We start from the raw sequence: 21,467 nt of genomic DNA on the forward strand, positions 1-21,467 counted from the left end.
TTTGGAGAGGGGGAATGTTTGTTGCATCCGGTAGTGTTAATCTCAAGTCTGCACCCGACCCCACCATGGCGAGGTGCTTCGTGTCCCCGTCAGGGACAGACATTCTTCCGGGAGCCTCCCAAGCCACTCCGTGTTCCGTGCGCCGTACCTGGGCAGTACGACGTATGGGGGCACTGAGCGAGGCACAGGACCCGCTCCGGAATCGGCGCCGCCGCGCCATGTGACACCGGGTGTCACGGCTCGCGGGGAGCGCCATCACCAGAAATTTCTCTTCCGCCGTTTCCAGGCGGACCACCGCCCCGGCACGGTACTCACCGACAGAACCGATGCCGGACAGCACAACCGGTCGCCGAGCCAGACAGGCCGACGTCCGCTCCAGGGAAGGACCCTTCGTGAGCGACACCACCGATCTGATGGGCGCACGTGTCGAGGAGACCGCTGCCGCGCCCGCCACGGACTCCGCGCCTGCCACCGGTGCCGGCTCCCGGCGGCGCCGAGGCACCGGCCTTGAGGGCATGGTGCTGGCCGAGCTGCAGCAGGTCGCCTCGGGCCTCGGTATCAAGGGCACCGCGCGGATGCGCAAGAGCCAGCTGATCGAGGTCATCAAGGAGGCGCAGGCCGGGGGAGGAGCCCCCAAGGCCGAGGCCGCCGCCGAGACCAAGCCCAAGCGCCGCGCCACCTCCAAGACCCGTACGGGTGAGGAGGCCGCCGAGGCGAAGGCGGAGAAGTCCGCCGAGAAGGCCGCCGCCCAGATCGAGATCCCGGGCCAGCCCTCCCCGAAGGGCCAGCCCGAGCAGCAGACCGCCGCCGAGGACACCTCCGGCGAGCGCCGTCGCCGCCGCGCGACCGCCGAGGCGGGCAGCCCGGCCGAGACCGCCGCCGAGGCGCCGAAGAGCGAGCCGAAGGCCGAGACGCAGCAGCAGAACAACGACGCCAAGGGCGACGCCGGTGACGGCGAGGGCCGTGGCCGCCGCGACCGCCGCGACCGCGACCGCGACCGCGACCGTGACCGCGGGGGCCGGGACCGTGACCGCGACCGCCGTGGCGGCAAGGGCGACGACCAGCAGGGCGGCCAGCGTCAGCAGGGCCAGCAGCAGGGCGGCCGTCAGGACCGCCAGCAGCAGGACGACGACGACTTCGAGGGCGGCCGCCGTGGCCGTCGTGGCCGCTACCGCGACCGCCGTGGCCGTCGTGGCCGCGACGAGGTCGCCGAGGTGCAGGTCAACGAGGACGACGTCCTGATCCCCGTCGCGGGCATCCTGGACATCCTCGACAACTACGCCTTCATCCGGACCTCCGGCTACCTGCCCGGTCCGAACGACGTGTACGTCTCCCTCGCCCAGGTCCGCAAGAACGGCCTGCGCAAGGGCGACCACCTCACCGGCGCGGTCCGCCAGCCGAAGGAGGGGGAGCGCCGCGAGAAGTTCAACGCGCTCGTCCGCCTCGACTCCGTCAACGGCATGGCGCCCGAACACGGCCGCGGGCGGCCGGAGTTCAACAAGCTGACGCCGCTGTACCCGCAGGACCGCCTCCGCCTCGAGTCCGAGGCCGGCATCCTGACGACCCGCATCATCGACCTCGTGTCGCCGATCGGCAAGGGCCAGCGCGGTCTGATCGTGGCCCCGCCGAAGACCGGCAAGACCATGATCATGCAGGCGATCGCCAACGCGATCACGCACAACAACCCCGAGTGCCACCTGATGGTCGTCCTGGTCGACGAGCGTCCGGAAGAGGTCACCGACATGCAGCGCTCGGTCAAGGGCGAGGTCATCTCCTCGACCTTCGACCGTCCGGCCGAGGACCACACCACGGTCGCCGAGCTGGCCATCGAGCGCGCCAAGCGCCTGGTGGAGCTGGGTCACGACGTGGTCGTGCTGCTCGACTCGATCACGCGTCTGGGCCGTGCGTACAACCTCGCCGCCCCGGCCTCGGGCCGCATCCTCTCCGGTGGTGTCGACTCCACCGCCCTGTACCCGCCGAAGCGCTTCTTCGGTGCCGCGCGCAACATCGAGGACGGCGGCTCGCTGACCATCCTCGCCACCGCGCTCGTCGACACCGGGTCCCGCATGGACGAGGTGATCTTCGAGGAGTTCAAGGGCACCGGCAACATGGAGCTCAAGCTCGACCGGAAGCTCGCCGACAAGCGCATCTTCCCGGCGGTGGACGTGGACGCGTCCGGCACCCGTAAGGAAGAGATCCTGCTCGGCAGCGAGGAGCTGGCCATCACCTGGAAGCTGCGTCGCGTGCTGCACGCGCTCGACCAGCAGCAGGCGATCGAGCTCCTGCTCGACAAGATGAAGCAGACGAAGTCGAACATCGAGTTCCTGACGCAGATTCAGAAGAACACGCCCGCTCCGGGCAACGGCGACTGAGTCACGCCGAACTCACCCCGCCCGTAAGGGCGTTGAGGCCGCCCCCGTCGGATCTTCCGCCGGGGGCGGCCTCTTTGCGCACTTCTTTGCGCACCCCTTCGCGTGCCTCTTCGCGCACGTTCCCCGCCCGCGTCCGCGCGCTACGGCACCGCGCGAGACCTTTCCCACACGCGCCCCGTCCGCCCCACCCGCGACCCCCGCCGCCGGCCCCGCCGAAACCCCAGGTGAGCGCGGGATCGCCCCCTCACGCCGGTCACGTTCCGTGACGCCCGTCGCACAAGGAAGGCCGCTGCGGCTGTGCGAGTCTGTCCCGAGTTTCCCTGTATGACCAGGCGGAGCGACGATGGTGCATGACGACCGCACCCGACCCTGAACGCAGGGGGTAATCAACCGGACGAGACCTAGGAGTGACGTGTCCGCCGAGAGCACCCCGGCGCCCCGCCGCCGGAGCAAGGGCCGCCGCCGCAAACCCCGCAGCACGCGCCGCAAGGCGCTGCTCGCCACCGCCTGGGCCGCCGCGGGCGTCGTCGTCCTGGGCGGCGCCGGAGCCGGATACGTCTACTTCAAGCTCAACGGCAACCTCACGAGCGTCGACATCAACCAGATCCTCGGCGGCCACCGGCCCGCGAAGGGCGCCACCGGCTCCGAGAACATCCTGGTCCTCGGCTCGGACACCCGCGCCGGCGCCAACCGCAGACTCGGCGGCGGGGCCGCCGACAGCGGGGCCCGCGCCGACACCGCGATGATCGTGCACGTCTACAAGGGCCACAAGAAGGCCACCGTCGTCTCGATCCCCCGCGACACCCTCATCGACCGCCCCGCCTGCGCCGACAGCAAGGGGCAGACCTTCCCGGCCGCGCAGGACGTGATGTTCAACTCCGCGTACGCCACCGGCGGCGCCCCCTGCGCCGTGAAGACGGTCGAATCGCTCACCGGACTGCGCATGGACCACTATCTGGAGGTCGACTTCGCGGGCTTCCAGCGGCTGATCGACGACCTCGGCGGCGTACCGGTGACCACCACCCAGGCCATCCACGACCCGCAGAGCCATCTGGACCTCCCGGCCGGCACCCACACCCTCGACGGCACCCAGGCCCTCGGCCTGGTCCGCACCCGGCACGGCGTCGGCGACGGCTCCGACCTCGGCCGCATCCAGCTCCAGCAGGCCTTCGTCAAGGCGCTGATGGACCGCGTCAAGCACATCGGCGTCCTCAGCAGCCCCAAGCGGCTCTACGACCTCGCCGACACCGCCACCAGGTCCGTCACCACCGACTCCGACCTCGGCTCGGTCAACTCCCTCGCGGACTTCGCCGGCGGCCTCAAGGGCATCAAGTCCTCCCACGTCCAGATGGTGACGATGCCGGTCCAGTACGACCCCGCCGACCCCAACCGCGTCCTCCTGGAACCCGGAAAGGCCGCCCAGGTCTGGCAGGCCCTGAAGAAGGACCACAAGGTCCCCGCGACGGCGACGGCGGAAGCGGCGACGGGCAGGGCAGGCAAGGTGATCGGCACCCCGTAGGGGTAGCCGAAAAGGGGCGCGGGGAACTGCGCGACCAGCCGAAGACGGCCCGCACCCGCCCACGAAGCGCCCCCGGCACCGCAAAAGGCGCCCTCCACACCGCAAAAGGCGCCCCACACCCCCAGGGAATAGAAAAGGGACGCCCCCGGTTTTGGGGGATGGCGCCAGTCCTGGCAGACTGGTACGTCGGCCCCGGTTCACGCCCCGCAAGCCCGCGGCAGCGACCCGGCGCCCTCCCGGAACCTAGGAGACACCTTGAAGCGCGAGATCCACCCCGAGTACGTCGAGACCCAGGTCAGCTGCACCTGTGGCGCGTCGTTCACCACCCGCAGCACCATCCAGTCCGGCGCCATCCGCGCCGAGGTCTGCTCCGAGTGCCACCCGTTCTACACGGGCAAGCAGAAGATCCTCGACACCGGTGGCCGCGTGGCCCGCTTCGAGGCCCGCTTCGGCAAGGCTGCCGCCGGCTCGAAGAAGTAGCGAGCGCGAAACCGCCGGTCCACGGTCACGCCCCGCCCGGGGTGTGCCCGGGACCGGCGTTTTTGGTCGCCCGCCAGCCCTTCACCCGCAGTACAGGAGCCGAAAGATGTTCGAGGCCGTCGAGGAACTCGTCGCCGAGCACGCCGATCTGGAGCAGAAGCTCGCCGACCCCTCGGTCCACGCCGACCAGGCGAACGCGCGCAAGCTGAACAAGCGCTACGCCGAGCTGACCCCGATCGTCGCCACGTACCGCTCCTGGAAGCAGACCGGCGACGACATCGAGACCGCGCGCGAGTTCGCGGCCGACGACCCCGACTTCGCCGCCGAGGTCAAGGTGCTGGACAGGCAGCGCGACGAGCTGACCGAGAAGCTGCGGCTCCTGCTCGTCCCGCGCGACCCGAGCGACGACAAGGACGTCATCCTGGAGATCAAGGCCGGCGCGGGCGGCGACGAGTCCGCCCTGTTCGCCGGTGACCTCCTGCGCATGTATCTGCGGTACGCCGAGCGTGTGGGCTGGAAGACCGAGATCATCGACTCCACCGAGTCCGAGCTGGGCGGCTACAAGGACGTCCAGGTCGCGGTGAAGACCAAGGGCGGCCAGGGTGCCACCGAGCCCGGCCAGGGCGTGTGGGCCCGGCTGAAGTACGAGGGCGGTGTGCACCGCGTGCAGCGCGTGCCCTCGACCGAGTCGCAGGGCCGTATCCACACCTCCGCCGCCGGCGTGCTCGTCACGCCCGAGGCCGAGGAGGTCGACGTCGAGATCCACGCCAACGACCTGCGCATCGACGTCTACCGCTCCTCAGGACCCGGCGGCCAGTCCGTGAACACCACCGACTCCGCCGTGCGCATCACCCACCTGCCCACGGGTGTCGTCGCCTCCTGCCAGAACGAGAAGAGCCAGCTCCAGAACAAGGAGCAGGCGATGCGTATCCTGCGCTCCAGGCTGCTCGCCGCCGCCCAGGAGAAGGCCGAGGCCGAGGCCGCGGACGCCCGCCGCAGCCAGGTCCGCACGGTCGACCGCTCCGAGAAGATCCGGACGTACAACTTCCCGGAGAACCGCATCTCGGACCACCGCGTCGGTTTCAAGTCGTACAACCTGGACCAGGTCCTGGACGGCGACCTCGACGCGGTCATCCAGGCCTGCGTCGACGCCGACTCGGCGGCGAAGCTCGCCGCCGCGTAAGCACCCACCGCACGACGAAGCACGAGACCGGAGGAGAAGCGTGCAGCAAGACTTCGGGGGGCGACCCCCGAGCCCCCGCAGCGTGCTGCTCGCGGAGGTGGCCCAGGCCACCCAGCGGCTGGCCGACGCCGGTGTGCCCTCGCCGCGCAACGACGCCGAGGAACTCGCGGCGTTCGTGCACGGCGTCAAGCGCGGCCAGCTCCACTCCGTGAAGGACGCCGACTTCGACGCCCGCTACTGGGAGGTCGTCGCCCGCCGTGAGCAGCGCGAACCGCTCCAGCACATCACCGGACGCGCCTACTTCCGCTACCTGGAGCTCCAGGTGGGCCCCGGCGTCTTCGTGCCCCGCCCCGAGACGGAGTCGGTCGTCGGCTGGGCCATAGACGCCGTGCGTGCCATGGACGTGGTCGAGCCCTGCATCGTCGACCTGTGCACCGGCTCCGGCGCCATCGCGCTGGCGCTGGCCCAGGAGGTGCCCCGCTCGCGCGTCCACGCCGTGGAGCTGTCCGAGGACGCCCTGCAGTGGACCCGCAAGAACATGCAGGGCTCCAGGGTCGATCTGCGCCAGGGCGACGCCCTGACCGCCTTCCCGGACCTCGACGGCCAGGTCGACCTGGTCGTCTCCAACCCGCCGTACATCCCCCTCACCGAGTGGGAGTACGTCGCCCCGGAGGCCCGCGACTACGACCCCGACCTCGCCCTCTTCTCCGGCGAGGACGGCCTCGACCTCATCCGCGGCCTGGAGCGCACCGCGCACCGGCTGCTGCGCCCCGGCGGAGTCGTCGTCGTCGAGCACGCCGACACCCAGGGCGGCCAGGTGCCGTGGATCTTCACCGAGGAGCGGGGCTGGGCCGACGCGGCCGACCACCCCGACCTCAACAACCGCCCGCGCTTCGCGACCGCCCGCAAGGCGATGCCGTGAGCGCCCGCCCGACTTCATCCCCGCAGTACCCGTACGAGGAGGCCCGCTAGATGGCACGGCGATACGACACCAACGACGCGACCGACCGCGTGACGGGTCTGCGCGAGGCCGCGTCCGCCGTCCGCCGCGGCGAACTGGTGGTCCTGCCGACCGACACGGTGTACGGCATCGGCGCCGACGCGTTCTCCTCCGAGGCCGTCGCCGACCTGCTCGCCGCCAAGGGCCGGGGCCGCAACATGCCCACCCCCGTGCTCATCGGCTCCCCGAACACCCTGCACGGCCTCGTCACGGACTTCTCCGAGAAGGCCTGGGACCTGGTCGACGCCTTCTGGCCCGGCGCCCTCACCCTGGTCGCCCGGCACCAGCCGTCCCTGCAGTGGGACCTCGGGGACACCCGGGGCACCGTCGCCGTCCGGATGCCGCTGCACCCGGTCGCCATCGAGCTGCTCACCGAGTTCGGCCCCATGGCCGTCTCCTCCGCCAACCTCACCGGCCACCCCGCCCCCGAGACCTGCGACGCCGCCCAGCAGATGCTCGGCGACTCCGTCTCCGTCTACCTCGACGGCGGCCCCACCCCGGGCAACGTGCCCTCCTCCATCGTGGACGTCTCCCGTGACGTCCCCGTGCTGCTGCGCGCGGGCGCGATCTCCCCGGAGGAGCTGCGCAAGGTCGTACCCGACCTTGAGGTGGCGAATTGACGGCGCCCGAGCCCCCCGTCCTCCCCGTCCCGCCCGAGCAGGGGGTCACCCCATGCGCGGCATAGGCGGCGGGGAGAGCGCGGCGGAGCAGACCACCACCTTCGGGTTTCCGCGCGACACCTTCCGCATCCTCCACGTCAGCACCGGCAACGTCTGCCGCTCGCCCATCACCGAGCGGCTGACCCGGCACCTCGTGGCGGAGCGGCTCGGCGTGCTCGGCGGCGGTCTGATCGTGGAGAGCGCCGGCACCTGGGGCCACGAGGGCGCCCCCATGGAGGAGAACGCGGAGACCGTGCTGGCCGAGTTCGGCGCGGACGCGGCCGGGTTCACCGGACGTGAGCTGCTGGACGAGCACGTCATCATGGCCGACCTCGTGCTGACCGCCACCCGCGACCACCGCGCCCAGGTCATCTCCATGGGCCACTCCGCGGGCCTGCGCACCTTCACGCTGAAGGAGTTCACCCGCCTGGTGCGGGCGATAGATCCGGCCACTCTGCCGCCCCTGGAGGACGGCGTCGTGCTGCGCGCCCGCGCCCTGGTCCGGGCCGCCGCCGCGCTGCGCGGCTGGCTGCTCGCCCCGACCGCCGAGGCGGACGAGGTGTACGACCCCTACGGCGCCCCGCTGCCCTTCTTCCGCTCCATCGGCGACGAGATACGGGACGCCCTGGACCCGGTCGTCACCGCGCTGACCGGCGTCCCCGCGCACATGTGACCCCGCCCCGGCACTGCGGCGGAACCGGGGCGGAGCGGCCGAGCGCCCCTTCCGCCCCGGGCCTACATTGGACGTAAGTCCACTTCCGACCGCCGGAGCCTCCCATGCCGGTCACTCCCGCCCCGGACCCGGACGTCCTGCGCCGGCAGGACCCGGAGCTGGCCGACATCCTGCGGGGCGAACTGGACCGGCAGACGTCCACCCTCCAGCTGAGCGCCGCCGAGAACTTCGCCTCCCCGGCCGTGCTCGCCGCGCTCGGCTCCCCGCTGGCCAACAAGTACGCCGAGGGCTACCCGGGCGCCCGGTTCCACGGCGGCTGCGCCTTCGCCGACGCCGCCGAGCACCTGGCCGCCGAGCGGGCCCGGGAGCTGTTCGGCGCCGAGCACGCCAACGTCCAGCCGCACACCGGCTCCTCGGCCGTCCTCGCCGCCTACGCGGCCCTGCTGCGCCCCGGGGACACCGTCCTCGCCCTCGGGCTGCCCCACGGCGGCCATCTCAGCCATGGCTCGCCCGCGCACGTCTCCGGCCGCTGGTTCGACTTCGTGTCCTACGGCCTCGACCCCGCCACCGGGCTCGTCGACCACGACGAGGTGCGCCGGCTGGCCCGGGAGCACCGCCCCAGGGCCCTCGTGTGCGGCTCGATCGCCTATCCCCGCCACCTCGACCACGCCTTCTTCCGCGAGGTCGCCGACGAGGTGGGCGCGTATCTGATCGTGGACGCGGCGCATCCCCTCGGGCTGGTCGCCGGGGGAGCGGCGCCGAACCCGGTGCCGTACGCCGACATCGTGTGCGCGACGACGCACAAGGTGCTGCGCGGACCGCGCGGCGGACTGATCCTGTGCGGCGAAGCGCTCGCCGGGCGGGTGGACCGGGCGGTGTTCCCCTTCACCCAGGGCGGCGCGCAGATGAACGTGGTCGCCGCCAAGGCCGTCGCCTTCGGGGAGGCGGCGACACCCGCCTTCGGCCTCTACGCCCATCAGGTCGTCGCCCACGCCCGGGTGCTCGCGGACCGGCTGGCCGCCGAGGGGCTCGCCGTCACCACCGGCGGCACCGACACCCACCTCGTCACCGTCGACCCCGCCCCGCTCGGCGCGGACGGCCGCACCGCGCGCGGTCTGCTCGCCGCCGCCGGGCTCGTCCTCGACTGCTGCCCGCTGCCGCACACCGGGGACCGGGGACTGCGCCTGGGCACCGCAGCGGTGACCACCCAGGGCATGGGCGAGGCGGAGATGGAACGCATCGCCGCGCTGCTGGCGGGCGTCGTGCGGGGTGAGCTTGCTCCCGGCGCGGTGCGCGCGCAGGTGCGCGAACTGACTGGCGCGTTTTCGCCCTACCCCGCCTGAGCAGGGGTAGACGGTAGGCCGTACGGTCCGGTGAGCGGGTGTCGCGCGGGGGGCGGTGCAACCATCGTCACTACCCGGAAGTCCTCATCCGTATGCCCCGCTCGCTAGGGTGTGGGGCTGTGATGGCCAGCGAGATCTGTGGGGAAGCCCGTGCGTGAATACCTGCTGACGCTCTGTGTCACGGCCGCGGTGACGTACCTCCTGACGGGACCGGTGCGTAAGTTCGCGATCGTGGCGGGGGCGATGCCGGAGATCCGGGCACGTGACGTGCACCGCGAACCCACTCCGCGCCTCGGCGGCATCGCGATGTTCTTCGGACTGTGCGCGGGCCTGCTGGTCGCGGACCACCTCAGCAGCCTGAACGAGGTCTTCGTCCGCTCCAACGAGCCGCGCGCCCTGCTCTCCGGGGCCGCCCTGATCTGGCTCATCGGCGTCCTGGACGACAAGTTCGAGATCGACGCCCTGATCAAGCTGGGCGGCCAGATGATCGCCGCCGGCGTGATGGTCATGCAGGGTCTGACGATCCTGTGGCTGCCGGTGCCGGGCGTCGGCACGGTGGCGGTGACCCAGTGGCAGGGCACCCTGCTGACGGTGGCGCTGGTGGTCGTCACCATCAACGCGGTCAACTTCGTGGACGGCCTCGACGGTCTCGCGGCGGGCATGGTGTGCATCGCCGCGGGCGCGTTCTTCATGTACGCCTACCGCATCTGGTACTCGTACGGCATCGAGGAGGCCGCCCCCGCGACGCTGTTCGCGGCGATCCTGATGGGTATGTGCGTGGGCTTCCTGCCGCACAACATGCATCCCGCGCGCATCTTCATGGGCGACTCCGGCTCGATGCTCATCGGTCTCGTGCTGGCCGCCGGCGCCATCTCCGTCACCGGACAGGTCGACCCCGACCGTCTCTTCGGCGCCTCCGAGCGCAGCGCCGTGCACGCGATGGTGCCCGTCTACATCCCGCTGCTGATGCCGCTGAGCATCATCGCGATCCCCGCCGCCGACCTGATCCTCGCCATCGTGCGCCGCACCTGGCGCGGTCAGTCGCCGTTCGCCGCCGACCGGGGCCATCTGCACCACCGCCTGCTCGAGGTCGGCCACTCGCACAGCCGGGCCGTGCTGATCATGTACTTCTGGTCGGCGCTCATCGGCTTCGGCGCGCTCGCCTACTCGGTCAACTCGGCGTCCATGTGGATCGTCCTCGGCGTCGTCTTCCTCAGCGCCGTCGGCCTGGTGATGCTCCTCCTGCCCCGCTTCACCCCCCACGCCCCCCGCTGGGCGGAGGCCTTCGTACCGCCGCGCTACCGACGCCGCAGGGCGGCGGCCGGGGCCCTGGAGAACGCCGGCGAGGACCAGCCCGAAGCCGAGCCCCGCGAGCCCGTCGCGGCCGCTGTCGCGGGCGTCAACGGCGCGACCGCGCTGGGCGCTCGACCGGACTCGGGTAAGGGCCGCAAGGTAAGAATCTGACTAGAGCATTGCCAACCCGTGGGGGAGCAAAGTCCCCCAATATCAGACAAGTAGGCGCGGTTTTTGCACAGACGCGCAGCATCACTCTCATGTGTGACTCCGGGCACACCAGGTGGGTAAAGACCTCATCAAATAGTTTGTGATACGGTTCACGAGAACCCCGGAGAGAGCCGAAGGACCGTAATGCGACGGTCCATTGGTGTGAGTAATCGATCACTCTGCCCGGGACTACGCTCGTCCATGACGACACCTGCCCCCTGTGAAAGCGGAGTTGCCGCCATGCCGTCCAATGACGTCCGGATTCTGGCCCAGGCCGCCGTGCCCACGGCTGTCGTCGGTGCGATCGCCACCGTCGTCAGCGCCGTGGTCGCGGGTGGCAAGGGGGCCATCGGGGCGGTCGTGGCGACGCTGTTGGTCAGCGCTCTCATGGGGCTTGGTCTCTTCGTGCTTCAACGCACCGCCAAGTCACTTCCCCATCTGTTCCAGATGATGGGTCTGTTGCTCTACGCGGCCCAGCTCCTGCTGGTGATCATGTTCATCGCCGTGTTCAAGGACACGACGGCGTTCAATCCGCGGGCCTTCGCCATCGGGATCGTGGTCTGCACGCTCACCTGGACCGCCGCGCAGACGCGCGCGCACATGAAGGCCAAGACTCTTTACGTCGAACCTGATGCCTCGTCGAAGGGCGACAAGCCCGATAAGACAGGGCACTCGTCGTGAGAGGTAGGGCCGGGATAAAGGCGCACGCGAGATCCTGCTATCGTCCGGTGCCAACTGCGGCATCGCGGACGCGGGCATCCCAGCTGACGCCTGTTCCATCGCGAGGCGAGATGCCCCCGAGCCGCCCCCACATCCGAACCACCAGTCCCGTGCCGAACCGCGGCCCTGCGCCGCGCCGACACAACGAGGTTGCCGTACCCATGCGCCACGATGAAGGAGCCCGCGGTGAGTGCTGATCCGACGCAGACGCTCGCTTTCGACACGAGCTGCCACCTGTTCTCCGGGTGCGGCTTCCCGGCTCCGGGCCTGCACTCGTTCCTGTTCAAGCCGCTCTGGGGCGACGCGGACAGCAACCTGTACTTCAACAAGCCGATGCTGCTGGCGTTGCTCGGTTCGATCATCGTCGTGGTCTTCTTCTGGGCCGCCTTCGCCCGCCCGAAGGTTGTCCCGGGCAAGCTCCAGATGATCGCCGAGTCCGGCTACGACTTCATCCGGCGCGGTGTCGTCTACGAGACGATCGGCAAGAAGGAAGGCGAGAAGTACGTACCTCTCGTCGTCTCGCTCTTCTTCTTCATCTGGATGATGAACCTCTGGTCGATCATCCCGGTGGCGCAGTTCCCGGTGACGTCGATCATCGCGTACCCGATCGTCCTGGCTCTGATCGTCTACGTCCTGTGGGTCTCGCTGACCTTCAAGCGGCACGGATTCGTCGGCGCCTTCAAGAACTTCACGGGCTACGACAAGTCGCTCGGCGCGGTACTGCCGCTGGCCATGCTGATCGAGCTGTTCTCGAACCTGCTCGTCCGGCCCTTCACGCACGCGGTGCGACTCTTCGCGAACATGTTCGCCGGTCACACGCTGCTGCTGCTCTTCACGATCGCCAGCTGGTACATGCTGAACGGCATCGGCATCGCGTACGCCGGCGTGTCGTTCATCATGACCATCGTGATGACTGCCTTCGAGCTGTTCGTCCAGGCTCTGCAGGCGTACGTCTTCGTACTCCTGACGTGCAGCTTCATCCAGGGCGCGCTGGCCGAGCACCACTGAGCGTTCCCTCTCTCGGTCTCTCATTCGTCCGGTGGCCAACCCCCACCGGTCCGTAAAGAAAAGGAAGAACGGGCATGTCCCAGACTCTTGCTGCTGTTTCCGGCTCCCTCGGCTCCATCGGTTACGGTCTCGCCGCCATCGGCCCCGGCGTCGGCGTCGGCATCATCTTCGGTAACGGCACCCAGGCGCTTGCCCGCCAGCCCGAGGCTGCCGGCCTGATCCGTGCCAACCAGATCCTCGGCTTCGCCTTCTGTGAGGCGCTCGCCCTCATCGGTCTGGTCATGCCGTTCGTCTACGGCCAGTGATCTGCGGATCCATTACAGCCCACTAGACGAAAGGCACTGATATGAGCCCCCTGGTTCAGCTTGCGGCTGAGGGAGCCGAGAACCCCCTCATCCCGCCGATCCCAGAGCTCGTCATCGGCCTGATCGCCTTCGTCATCGTCTTCGGCTTCCTCGCCTGGAAGCTGCTCCCGAACATCAACAAGGTTCTGGAGCAGCGCCGCGAGGCCATCGAAGGCGGTATCGAGAAGGCCGAGGCCGCGCAGACCGAGGCCCAGAGCGTCCTTGAGCAGTACAAGGCCCAGCTCGCCGAGGCTCGGCACGAGGCCGCGCGGCTGCGCCAGGAGGCTCAGGAGCAGGGCGCGGAGCTCATCGCCGAGATGCGGGCCGAGGGCCAGCGTCAGCGCGAGGAGATCATCGCCGCCGGTCACGCCCAGATCGAGGCCGACCGCAAGGCCGCTTCCGCCGCGCTGCGCCAGGACGTCGGCACCCTCGCCACGGAACTGGCCGGCAAGCTCGTCGGCGAGTCCCTTGAGGACCACGCCCGGCAGAGCCGTGTGATCGACCGCTTCCTCGACGAGCTCGACGAGAAGGCCGAGGCCACGCGATGAACGGAGCGAGCCGCGAGGCACTGGCTGCCGCACGGGAGCGTCTCGACGCGCTGACGGACTCCACGTCCGTGAACGCCGCGCAGCTCGCCGACGAGCTGGCGGCCGTCACCGCGCTGCTCGACCGCGAGGCCGGCCTGCGCCGGGTCCTCACCGACCCGGCGCAGCCCGCCGAGGCCAAGGCCGAGCTGGTGCAGCGCCTGATCGGCGGCCAGGTGAGCGGTCCGGCCGCCGACCTGGTGGCCGGGATGGCCCGCTCCCGCTGGTCGCAGCCCCGCGACCTGGTGGACGCGATCGAGGAGCTGGCGAACATCGCCGACCTCACCGCGGCGGAGAAGGACGGCACGCTCGACGACGTCGAGGACGAGCTGTTCCGCTTCGGCCGGATCGTCGCCTCCGACCCCGCCCTGCGGGCCGCGCTGACCGACCAGGCCGCGAGCGCCTCGGCCAAGGCCGAACTGCTGCACCGGCTGCTCGGCGGACGGGCCAAGCCCGTCACCGAGCGTCTGGTCACGCGCCTCGTCACCGCGCCGCGTGGACGTAGCCTGGAAGCGGGACTGGAGTCCCTGTCCAAGCTGGCCGCCGAGCGCCGGGACCGGCTGGTGGCCACGGTCACCTCCGCGGTGCCGCTGAGCGACCCGCAGAAGCGACGCCTGGGCGACGCCCTGGCGAAGCTCTACGGCCGCCGGATGCACCTCAACCTGGACGTGGACCCCGACGTCGTCGGCGGACTGCGCGTGCAGGTCGGTGACGAGGTCATCAACGGCTCCATCGCGGACCGGCTGGAAGACGCCGGCCGCCGCATGGCGAGCTAGAACTCAACAAGCAAGACGTACCTACGGCCCTGGTTGGGCCGTGCAGAGGATTCACCTCGTTCAGGGGGGAGTCCCCATCCCCCCAAGTGAAACTTCGGGCCCAACAAGGAGAGCAGGGAACCCAGATGGCGGAGCTCACGATCCGGCCGGAGGAGATCCGGGACGCGCTGGAGAACTTTGTCCAGTCGTACAAGCCGGACGCGGCCTCGCGCGAGGAGGTCGGTACGGTCACCCTTGCCGGCGACGGCATCGCGAAGGTCGAGGGCCTGCCCTCGGCCATGGCCAACGAACTGCTGAAGTTCGAGGACGGCACCCTCGGCCTCGCCCTCAACCTCGAGGAGCGCGAGATCGGTGCCATCGTCCTCGGTGAGTTCAGCGGCATCGAGGAGGGCCAGCCGGTGCACCGCACCGGTGAGGTGCTCTCCGTGCCGGTCGGCGACGGCTACCTCGGCCGTGTCGTCGACCCGCTCGGCAAGCCGATCGACGGCCTCGGCGAGGTCGAGACCGACGGTCGCCGCGCGCTCGAGCTGCAGGCCCCCACGGTCATGGAGCGCCAGTCGGTCCACGAGCCGATGGAGACGGGCTACATGGCCGTCGACGCCATGACCCCGGTCGGCCGCGGCCAGCGTCAGCTGATCATCGGTGACCGCCAGACCGGCAAGACCGCCCTGGCCGTCGACACGATCATCAACCAGCGCGACAACTGGCGCTCGGGCGACCCGAAGAAGCAGGTCCGCTGCATCTACGTCGCCGTCGGCCAGAAGGGCTCCACCATCGCCGGCGTGCGCCGCGCGCTGGAGGAGAACGGCGCGCTGGAGTACACGACCATCGTCGCCGCCCCGGCGTCCGACCCGGCCGGCTTCAAGTACCTGGCGCCGTACACCGGTTCGGCCATCGGCCAGCACTGGATGTACCAGGGCAAGCACGTCCTGATCGTCTTCGACGACCTGTCGAAGCAGGCCGACGCCTACCGCGCCGTCTCCCTGCTGCTGCGCCGCCCGCCGGGCCGTGAGGCCTACCCGGGTGACGTCTTCTACCTGCACTCCCGTCTGCTGGAGCGCTGCGCCAAGCTCTCCGACGACATGGGTGCCGGCTCGATGACCGGTCTGCCGATCGTCGAGACCAAGGCCAACGACGTCTCGGCGTTCATCCCGACCAACGTCATCTCCATCACCGACGGCCAGTGCTTCCTGGAGTCGGACCTGTTCAACGCCGGTCAGCGCCCCGCGCTGAACGTCGGTATCTCCGTCTCCCGAGTCGGTGGTTCCGCGCAGCACAAGGCGATGAAGCAGGTCTCCGGCCGACTGCGCGTGGACCTCGCCCAGTACCGCGAGCTGGAGGCGTTCGCCGCCTTCGGTTCCGACCTGGACCAGGCCTCGAAGAACCAGCTCGAGCGCGGTACCCGCATGACCGAGCTGCTCAAGCAGAACCAGTACCAGCCGATGTCCACCGAGGACCAGGTCGTCTCGATCTGGGCCGGTGGTACGGGCCGCATGGACGACGTCCCGGTCGACGACGTCCGCCGCTTCGACAAGGAGCTCCTGGAGTTCCTGCACCGCAAGCACCAGGGTCTGATGACGTCGATCCGCGAGGGAGGCAAGATGTCGGATGACACCCTGCAGGCCATCGGTGACGCGATCGCGGAGTTCAAGAAGCAGTTCGAGACCTCCGAGGGCAAGCTGCTCGGCGAGGACACCCCCGCGACTGCCGCCAAGTGACGTAAGGAAGGGACCTGACTCATGGGAGCCCAGCTCCGGGTCTACAAGCGTCGCATCCGATCCGTCACCGCGACCAAGAAAATCACCAAGGCGATGGAGATGATCGCCGCCTCGCGTGTCGTCAAGGCGCAGCGCAAGGTGGCGGCCTCCAAGCCGTACGCGGACGAGCTCACGCGCGCCGTCACGGCGGTGGCCACCGGTTCGAACACCAGGCACCCGCTGACCACGGAGGCGGAGAACCCGACCCGTGCCGCGGTCCTGCTCCTCACGAGCGACCGCGGTCTGGCCGGCGCCTTCAACTCCAACGCGATCAAGGCGTCCGAGCAGCTGACCGCGCGCCTTGAGCGCGAGGGCAAGCAGGTCGAGACGTTCATCGTCGGCCGGCGCGGTATCGCCCACTACAACTTCCGCGAGCGCAAGGTCGCGGAGTCGTGGACGGGCTTCACCGACGAGCCGACGTACGCGGACGCCAAGAAGGTCGCGGCTCCGCTGATCGAGGCCATCGAGACCCCCGACTCGGAAGGCGGTGTGGACGAGCTGTACATCGTCTACACCGAGTTCGTGTCGATGATGACGCAGACGGCGGTGGCCCAGCGGCTGCTTCCGCTGCGCCTCGACGAGGTCGCCAAGGAGGCCGCCCCCCAGGGGGAGATCCTCCCGCTGTACGACTTCGAGCCCTCGGCGGAGGACGTCCTCGACGCCCTGCTGCCGCGGTATGTGGAGAGCCGCATCTACAACGCGATGCTCCAGTCGGCCGCTTCGAAGCACGCCGCCACGCGGCGCGCGATGAAGTCGGCCACCGACAACGCGGGTGAGCTGATCAACACGCTCTCCCGTCTTGCCAACGCGGCCCGCCAGGCCGAAATCACCCAGGAAATCAGCGAGATCGTCGGTGGAGCCAGCGCCCTGGCCGACGCGAGCTCGGGGAGTGACCGATAAATGACCACCACTGTTGAGACCGCGACGGCTACGGGCCGCGTCGCCCGGGTCATCGGCCCGGTCGTCGACGTGGAGTTCCCCGTCGACGCGATGCCGGACATCTACAACGCCCTCACCGTCGAGGTCGCCGACCCGGCGCGCGCGGGCGAGAAGAAGACGCTGACCCTGGAGGTTGCCCAGCACCTGGGTGACGGCCTGGTCCGCACCATCTCCATGCAGCCCACCGACGGTCTGGTCCGCCAGTCCGCGGTGACGGACACCGGTGACGGCATCACCGTCCCGGTCGGCGACTTCACCAAGGGCAAGGTGTTCAACACCCTCGGTGAGGTGCTGAACTCCGAGGAGAAGCACGAGGGCGAGCGCTGGTCCATCCACCGCAAGGCCCCGAACTTCGACGAGCTCGAGTCGAAGACCGAGATGTTCGAGACCGGCGTCAAGGTCATCGACCTGCTGACCCCGTACGTCAAGGGCGGCAAGATCGGTCTGTTCGGCGGTGCCGGCGTCGGCAAGACGGTGCTCATCCAGGAGATGATCTACCGCGTCGCCAACAACCACGACGGTGTCTCCGTGTTCGCCGGTGTCGGTGAGCGCACCCGTGAGGGCAACGACCTCATCGAGGAGATGACCGACTCGGGCGTCATCGACAAGACCGCCCTTGTCTTCGGTCAGATGGACGAGCCCCCGGGCACCCGTCTGCGCGTCGCGCTGGCCGGCCTCACCATGGCCGAGTACTTCCGTGACGTCCAGAAGCAGGACGTGCTGTTCTTCATCGACAACATCTTCCGCTTCACGCAGGCCGGCTCCGAGGTCTCCACGCTGCTCGGCCGTATGCCGTCCGCCGTGGGTTACCAGCCGAACCTGGCCGACGAGATGGGTCTCCTCCAGGAGCGCATCACGTCGACCCGCGGTCACTCGATCACCTCGATGCAGGCGATCTACGTCCCCGCGGACGACCTGACCGACCCGGCCCCGGCCACCACGTTCGCCCACCTCGACGCGACGACGGTTCTCTCCCGTCCGATCTCCGAGAAGGGCATCTACCCGGCCGTGGACCCGCTGGACTCCACGTCCCGGATCCTGGACCCGCGCTACATCGCGCAGGACCACTACGACTGTGCGATGCGCGTCAAGAACATCCTGCAGAAGTACAAGGACCTCCAGGACATCATCGCGATCCTCGGTATCGACGAGCTGGGCGAGGAGGACAAGCTCGTCGTCCACCGTGCCCGTCGTGTGGAGCGCTTCCTGTCCCAGAACACCCACGTCGCCAAGCAGTTCACCGGCGTGGACGGTTCGGACGTTCCGGTGGAGGAGACGATCCGCGCGTTCAACATGATCTGCGACGGAGAGTTCGACCACTTCCCGGAGCAGGCGTTCTTCATGTGCGGTGGTATCGAGGACCTGAAGAAGAACGCGAAGGAGCTGGGCGTCTCCTGAGCGAGCGCCTGCGGCGGGCCCTGACCGGTTCGCCACAGGAACTGCCTCTTGGTGAGAGGGGTGGCACAGCACCGCGCGGGCCTGTCCTGCGGGGTGCTGTCCGCCCCTCTCCCCACGCCCCACTAGAATTGACCCCAACACCCGGCACTACCGCCGGGTGGTGACCCGAGGAGCCAACCTTGGCTGCTGAGCTGCACGTCGAGCTGGTCGCCGCCGACCGCCAGGTCTGGTCCGGCGAGGCCACCCTGGTCGTCGCGCGCACCACGTCCGGCGACATCGGCGTCATGCCCGGTCACCAGCCGCTGCTGGGTGTGCTGGAGTCGGGCCCGGTGACCATCCGCACGAGCGACGGCGGGACCGTCGTCGCCGCGGTGCACGGCGGTTTCATCTCGTTCGCGGACGACAAGCTGTCGCTGCTGGCCGAGGTCGCCGAGCTGGCGGAGGAGATCGACGTCCAGCGCGTCGAGCGGGAGCTGGAGCGCGCGAAGGCGGAGGAGGACGCGGACGCCGAGCGTCGCGCCGATGTCCGTCTGCGGACGGCTACCGCGGCGAAGTGATCCATCGCGCCGTGTGACCATGTCATTCAGCCGCGGCCGGCCCGGAACATTCCGGTGCCGGTCGCGGCTGTGGCGAATACGGGTGTTTTTCCGGTTCCATTACCTGGCACTGCGGTTTCATTACCTGGTGCCGTCCGCAGTACCCCTACCAGGAAGACGAGGAGGTCGGTGTCGATGGTCCTCGCTCTGACTGTGTGCGGAGCCGTGGTGGTGCTCGTGCTGGTGGGGCTGTTCCTGTTCGGCCTGCGCCGCAGGCTGATCCAGCGCTCCGGCGGCACCTTCGACTGTTCGCTGCGCTGGGACGTCTCGACGGACCCGGACACCAGCGGCAAGGGCTGGAGCTACGGCGTCGCCCGCTACAACGGCGACCGCATCGAGTGGTACCGCGTCTTCTCCTACGCGATCCGTCCGCGCCGCGTCCTGGAGCGCTCCCGCATCGAGGTGGCCGGCCGCCGGCTGCCCGAGGGCGAGGAGGAGCTGGCCCTGCTGTCCGACGCGGTGATCCTCGCCTGCGTCCACCAGGGCACCCGCCTGGAACTCGCGATGAGCGAAGACGCGCTGACCGGGTTTCTCGCGTGGCTTGAGGCAGCCCCGCCCGGACAGCGCGTCAACGTCGCTTAGGGTCTCGCGACCCTTCGTACTCTCTTACGACAGGCCGCTGTTCACGGCCGTCACGAGTTCACCGTTGCTGGTGTCGCCGCTGAAGTCCCAGAAGAACGCGCCGCCCAGGCCCTGGTTCTTGGCCCAGCTCATCTTTCCGGCGATGGTCGACGGGGTGTCGTAGGACCACCAGTTGCTGCCGCAGTGCGCGTAGGCCGTGCCCGCGACGGTGCCGGTGACCGGGCAGGAGCCCTTGAGGACCTTGTAGTCCTCGATGCCGGCCTCGTAGGTGCCCGGGGCCGCGCCGGTGGCGGTGCCGCCCGGGGCGTCCTGGGTGACGCCGGTCCAGCCGCGGCCGTAGAAGCCGATGCCGATGAGCAGCTTGCTCGCGGGGACGCCCGCCGCCTTGTACTTGGCCATCGCGTCGGCGGTGGTGAAGCCGGCCTTCGGGATGCCGCTGTACGAGGTGAGCGGGGAGTGCGGGGCGGTCGGGCCCTGGGCGTCGAAGGCGCCGAAGAAGTCGTACGTCATCACGTTGTACCAGTTGACGTACTGGGAAGCGCCCGCGTAGTCCGCGGCCTCGACCTTGCCGCCGTTGGAGCCGTCCGCGGTGACCGCGGCGGTGACCAGGGCGCTGGAGCCGAACTTGGAGCGCAGCGCCGAGACGACGTTCTTGAAGGCCGCAGCTCCGCTGGTGTCACAGGACAGACCGCAGGCGTTCGGGTACTCCCAGTCGATGTCGATGCCGTCGAAGACATCGGCCCAGCGGGGGTCCTTGACCAGGTTGTAGCAGGACTGGGCGAAGGCCGCCGGGTTCTGGGCCGCCTGGCCGAAGCCGCCGGACCAGGTCCAGCCGCCGAAGGACCACAGCACCTTGATGTTCGGGTACTTGGCCTTCAGCTGGCGCAGCTGGTTGAAGTTGCCGCGCAGCGGCTGGTCCCAGGTGTCCGCCTGGCCGCTGACCGACTGGTCGGCGGTGAACGCCTTGTCGTAGTCGGCGTAGGAGTCGCCGATCGCGCACTGGCCGTTGGTCACGTTGCCGAAGGCGTAGTTGATGTGCGTGATCTTGGAGGCGGAGCCGGACGTCACGATGTTCTTGACGTTGTAGTTGCGGCCGTAGATGCCCCACTCGGTGAAGTACCCGAGCTTGACCTTGTCGCCGGTGGCGGGCGGCGGGTTGGTGCCGCCGCCGGTGGTGTGCACCGCGACGGAACCGCTGACCGGGCCCGTCTGGTCGGCGGTGTCACGCGCCCGCACGGTGTACGAGTAGTCGGTGCCCGCGCTCAGACCGGTGTCGGTGTACGAGGTCGTGGTGACGGTGGCGACCTTGTTGCCGTCGCGCAGGACGTCGTAGTTCTTGACGCCCTTGTCGTCGGTGGCGGCCGACCAGGACAGCTTGACCGAGGTGTCCTTGATCTCGGAGGCGGCCGGGGTGCCGGGGGCGGAGGGTGCCGCGTCGCCGGGGACCGTGGTGCCGTCGCAACTGTCGCCGTTGAGCGTGCAGTTGGACGGGGAGCCGGAGCCCGCGCCGTTGAAGGAGAACGAGACCGAGGCGCCGGGGGCGACCGCGCCGTTGTAGGACTTGTTCTTCGCGGTCCAGTGGGTGCCGGAGGACGTGACGTCCGCGTCCCAGGCGGAGGAGACGGACGTGCCCGAGGGGAAGTCCCACTCGATCTTCCAGGCGTCGATGGCGGTGGATCCCGTGTTCTTCACGGTCCACTTGCCCTCGAAGCCGGTGCCCCAGTCCTGGGTCTTGGTGTAGGTGGCCGTCACGTTGGTGGCGGCCTGTGCGGGACTCGCTATGCCGACCAGGCCGGCCAGGGGGAGCACCAGGGTCGCGGCTGCGGCCGCGGCTCTGCGTCTGAAGCGCATAGAGCGCCTCCCTCGTCTTGGGGGGTGTCAGGAGGCATGGGGGGCATGACTGAGCCTTCACGCCCATGCTGCCGCGAGAATAGAAAGGTCTGGACCACCGGTCAATAGGTCTGGACCATATGGGCGGGAAGTCGGGGAAATTCTCAACTCCCTTGGCTTGTAGGTTGGTTGAATGAGGAG

General features: G+C 69.5%; 20 protein-coding genes. 19 read left to right on the forward strand and 1 reads right to left on the reverse strand.

The genetic code is table 11. The features are described from left to right. Nucleotides 1–392: 392 nt before the first annotated feature. The 19 genes from rho (at nt 393) to AB0898_RS04460 (ending at nt 19,436) form a co-directional block, all read left to right on the forward strand. On the forward strand, nt 393–2,372 hold the full coding sequence (gene rho / locus AB0898_RS04370; RefSeq protein WP_366801282.1) for a transcription termination factor Rho: 1,980 nt from the start codon (nt 393–395) through the stop codon (nt 2,370–2,372). Nucleotides 2,373–2,784: 412 nt separating this feature from the next. After that, a complete protein-coding gene (locus tag AB0898_RS04375) occupies nt 2,785–3,891 on the forward strand; it encodes an LCP family protein (protein WP_366801283.1) in 1,107 nt (368 codons plus the stop codon). A 255-nt stretch (nt 3,892–4,146) separates the two neighbouring features. After that, entirely contained in the window at nt 4,147–4,371 is a 225-nt protein-coding gene (gene rpmE, locus AB0898_RS04380) for a 50S ribosomal protein L31 (RefSeq protein ID WP_018544505.1), read from the forward strand. A 106-nt stretch (nt 4,372–4,477) separates the two neighbouring features. Further along, the gene (gene prfA / locus AB0898_RS04385) at nt 4,478–5,554 is read left to right on the forward strand and encodes a peptide chain release factor 1 (RefSeq protein ID WP_366801284.1); all 1,077 of its coding nucleotides are present in this window, start codon (nt 4,478–4,480) and stop codon (nt 5,552–5,554) included. 82 nt (nt 5,555–5,636) lie between these two features. Beyond that, entirely contained in the window at nt 5,637–6,476 is an 840-nt protein-coding gene (gene prmC / locus AB0898_RS04390; protein WP_161178786.1) for a peptide chain release factor N(5)-glutamine methyltransferase, read from the forward strand. A 50-nt stretch (nt 6,477–6,526) separates the two neighbouring features. Next, nucleotides 6,527–7,174, forward strand: coding sequence for an L-threonylcarbamoyladenylate synthase (locus tag AB0898_RS04395; protein WP_018544508.1), 648 nt, complete (start codon nt 6,527–6,529; stop codon nt 7,172–7,174). A 52-nt stretch (nt 7,175–7,226) separates the two neighbouring features. Beyond that, the gene (locus AB0898_RS04400; RefSeq protein ID WP_018544509.1) at nt 7,227–7,886 is read left to right on the forward strand and encodes a low molecular weight phosphatase family protein; all 660 of its coding nucleotides are present in this window, start codon (nt 7,227–7,229) and stop codon (nt 7,884–7,886) included. 104 nt (nt 7,887–7,990) lie between these two features. After that, nucleotides 7,991–9,229 (forward strand): serine hydroxymethyltransferase, encoded by a 1,239-nt coding sequence (glyA, locus tag AB0898_RS04405; protein ID WP_366801285.1) that lies wholly within the window; start codon nt 7,991–7,993, stop codon nt 9,227–9,229. 150 nt (nt 9,230–9,379) lie between these two features. Next, the gene (locus AB0898_RS04410; protein WP_366801286.1) at nt 9,380–10,693 is read left to right on the forward strand and encodes an MraY family glycosyltransferase; all 1,314 of its coding nucleotides are present in this window, start codon (nt 9,380–9,382) and stop codon (nt 10,691–10,693) included. A 279-nt stretch (nt 10,694–10,972) separates the two neighbouring features. Then, nucleotides 10,973–11,413 (forward strand): hypothetical protein, encoded by a 441-nt coding sequence (locus AB0898_RS04415; protein ID WP_366801382.1) that lies wholly within the window; start codon nt 10,973–10,975, stop codon nt 11,411–11,413. 210 nt (nt 11,414–11,623) lie between these two features. Beyond that, the gene (gene atpB, locus AB0898_RS04420; protein ID WP_366801287.1) at nt 11,624–12,460 is read left to right on the forward strand and encodes a F0F1 ATP synthase subunit A; all 837 of its coding nucleotides are present in this window, start codon (nt 11,624–11,626) and stop codon (nt 12,458–12,460) included. Nucleotides 12,461–12,534: 74 nt separating this feature from the next. Next, entirely contained in the window at nt 12,535–12,765 is a 231-nt protein-coding gene (gene atpE, locus AB0898_RS04425; RefSeq protein WP_030915976.1) for an ATP synthase F0 subunit C, read from the forward strand. A gap of 41 nt (nt 12,766–12,806) precedes the next feature. After that, the gene (locus tag AB0898_RS04430) at nt 12,807–13,352 is read left to right on the forward strand and encodes a F0F1 ATP synthase subunit B (protein ID WP_366801288.1); all 546 of its coding nucleotides are present in this window, start codon (nt 12,807–12,809) and stop codon (nt 13,350–13,352) included. Continuing rightward, nucleotides 13,349–14,164, forward strand: a complete 816-nt coding sequence (locus AB0898_RS04435) for a F0F1 ATP synthase subunit delta (RefSeq protein ID WP_366801289.1) — start codon at nt 13,349–13,351, stop codon at nt 14,162–14,164. The genes AB0898_RS04430 and AB0898_RS04435 overlap by 4 nt, the downstream gene beginning before the upstream one ends. Nucleotides 14,165–14,289: 125 nt before the next feature. Further along, entirely contained in the window at nt 14,290–15,882 is a 1,593-nt protein-coding gene (gene atpA, locus AB0898_RS04440) for a F0F1 ATP synthase subunit alpha (protein ID WP_018544517.1), read from the forward strand. Nucleotides 15,883–15,903: 21 nt separating this feature from the next. Further along, complete coding sequence (locus AB0898_RS04445; RefSeq protein WP_366801290.1) at nt 15,904–16,821, forward strand: F0F1 ATP synthase subunit gamma; 918 nt, start codon at nt 15,904–15,906, stop codon at nt 16,819–16,821. Next, nucleotides 16,822–18,258 (forward strand): F0F1 ATP synthase subunit beta, encoded by a 1,437-nt coding sequence (gene atpD / locus AB0898_RS04450; protein WP_366801291.1) that lies wholly within the window; start codon nt 16,822–16,824, stop codon nt 18,256–18,258. Between the two features lie 179 nt (nt 18,259–18,437). Continuing rightward, on the forward strand, nt 18,438–18,815 hold the full coding sequence (locus tag AB0898_RS04455) for a F0F1 ATP synthase subunit epsilon (RefSeq protein ID WP_161178781.1): 378 nt from the start codon (nt 18,438–18,440) through the stop codon (nt 18,813–18,815). 174 nt (nt 18,816–18,989) lie between these two features. Beyond that, nucleotides 18,990–19,436: a DUF2550 domain-containing protein gene (locus AB0898_RS04460; RefSeq protein ID WP_366801292.1), complete on the forward strand. Its 447-nt coding sequence runs from the start codon at nt 18,990–18,992 to the stop codon at nt 19,434–19,436. A 24-nt stretch (nt 19,437–19,460) separates the two neighbouring features. On the opposite strand, the gene AB0898_RS04465 is transcribed toward AB0898_RS04460, so the two are convergent. Next, complete coding sequence (locus tag AB0898_RS04465) at nt 19,461–21,287, reverse strand: glycoside hydrolase family 18 chitinase (RefSeq protein ID WP_366801293.1); 1,827 nt, start codon at nt 21,285–21,287, stop codon at nt 19,461–19,463. Nucleotides 21,288–21,467: the final 180 nt, after the last annotated feature.

The sequence above is a fragment of the Streptomyces sp. NPDC005435 genome (assembly GCF_040703155.1).
Taxonomy (GTDB): Bacteria; Actinomycetota; Actinomycetes; order Streptomycetales; family Streptomycetaceae; genus Streptomyces.

Coding starts and splice junctions, on each gene's coding strand:
- prfA (WP_366801284.1), top strand. CDS start 4,478: ATGTTCGAGGCCGTCGAGGAACTCGTCGCCGAGCACGCCGATCTGGAG.
- AB0898_RS04395 (WP_018544508.1), top strand. CDS start 6,527: ATGGCACGGCGATACGACACCAACGACGCGACCGACCGCGTGACGGGT.
- AB0898_RS04400 (WP_018544509.1), top strand. CDS start 7,227: ATGCGCGGCATAGGCGGCGGGGAGAGCGCGGCGGAGCAGACCACCACC.
- glyA (WP_366801285.1), top strand. CDS start 7,991: ATGCCGGTCACTCCCGCCCCGGACCCGGACGTCCTGCGCCGGCAGGAC.
- AB0898_RS04415 (WP_366801382.1), top strand. CDS start 10,973: ATGCCGTCCAATGACGTCCGGATTCTGGCCCAGGCCGCCGTGCCCACG.
- atpB (WP_366801287.1), top strand. CDS start 11,624: ATGAAGGAGCCCGCGGTGAGTGCTGATCCGACGCAGACGCTCGCTTTC.
- atpE (WP_030915976.1), top strand. CDS start 12,535: ATGTCCCAGACTCTTGCTGCTGTTTCCGGCTCCCTCGGCTCCATCGGT.
- AB0898_RS04430 (WP_366801288.1), top strand. CDS start 12,807: ATGAGCCCCCTGGTTCAGCTTGCGGCTGAGGGAGCCGAGAACCCCCTC.
- AB0898_RS04435 (WP_366801289.1), top strand. CDS start 13,349: ATGAACGGAGCGAGCCGCGAGGCACTGGCTGCCGCACGGGAGCGTCTC.
- atpA (WP_018544517.1), top strand. CDS start 14,290: ATGGCGGAGCTCACGATCCGGCCGGAGGAGATCCGGGACGCGCTGGAG.
- AB0898_RS04445 (WP_366801290.1), top strand. CDS start 15,904: ATGGGAGCCCAGCTCCGGGTCTACAAGCGTCGCATCCGATCCGTCACC.
- atpD (WP_366801291.1), top strand. CDS start 16,822: ATGACCACCACTGTTGAGACCGCGACGGCTACGGGCCGCGTCGCCCGG.
- AB0898_RS04460 (WP_366801292.1), top strand. CDS start 18,990: ATGGTCCTCGCTCTGACTGTGTGCGGAGCCGTGGTGGTGCTCGTGCTG.
- AB0898_RS04465 (WP_366801293.1), bottom strand. CDS start 21,287: ATGCGCTTCAGACGCAGAGCCGCGGCCGCAGCCGCGACCCTGGTGCTC.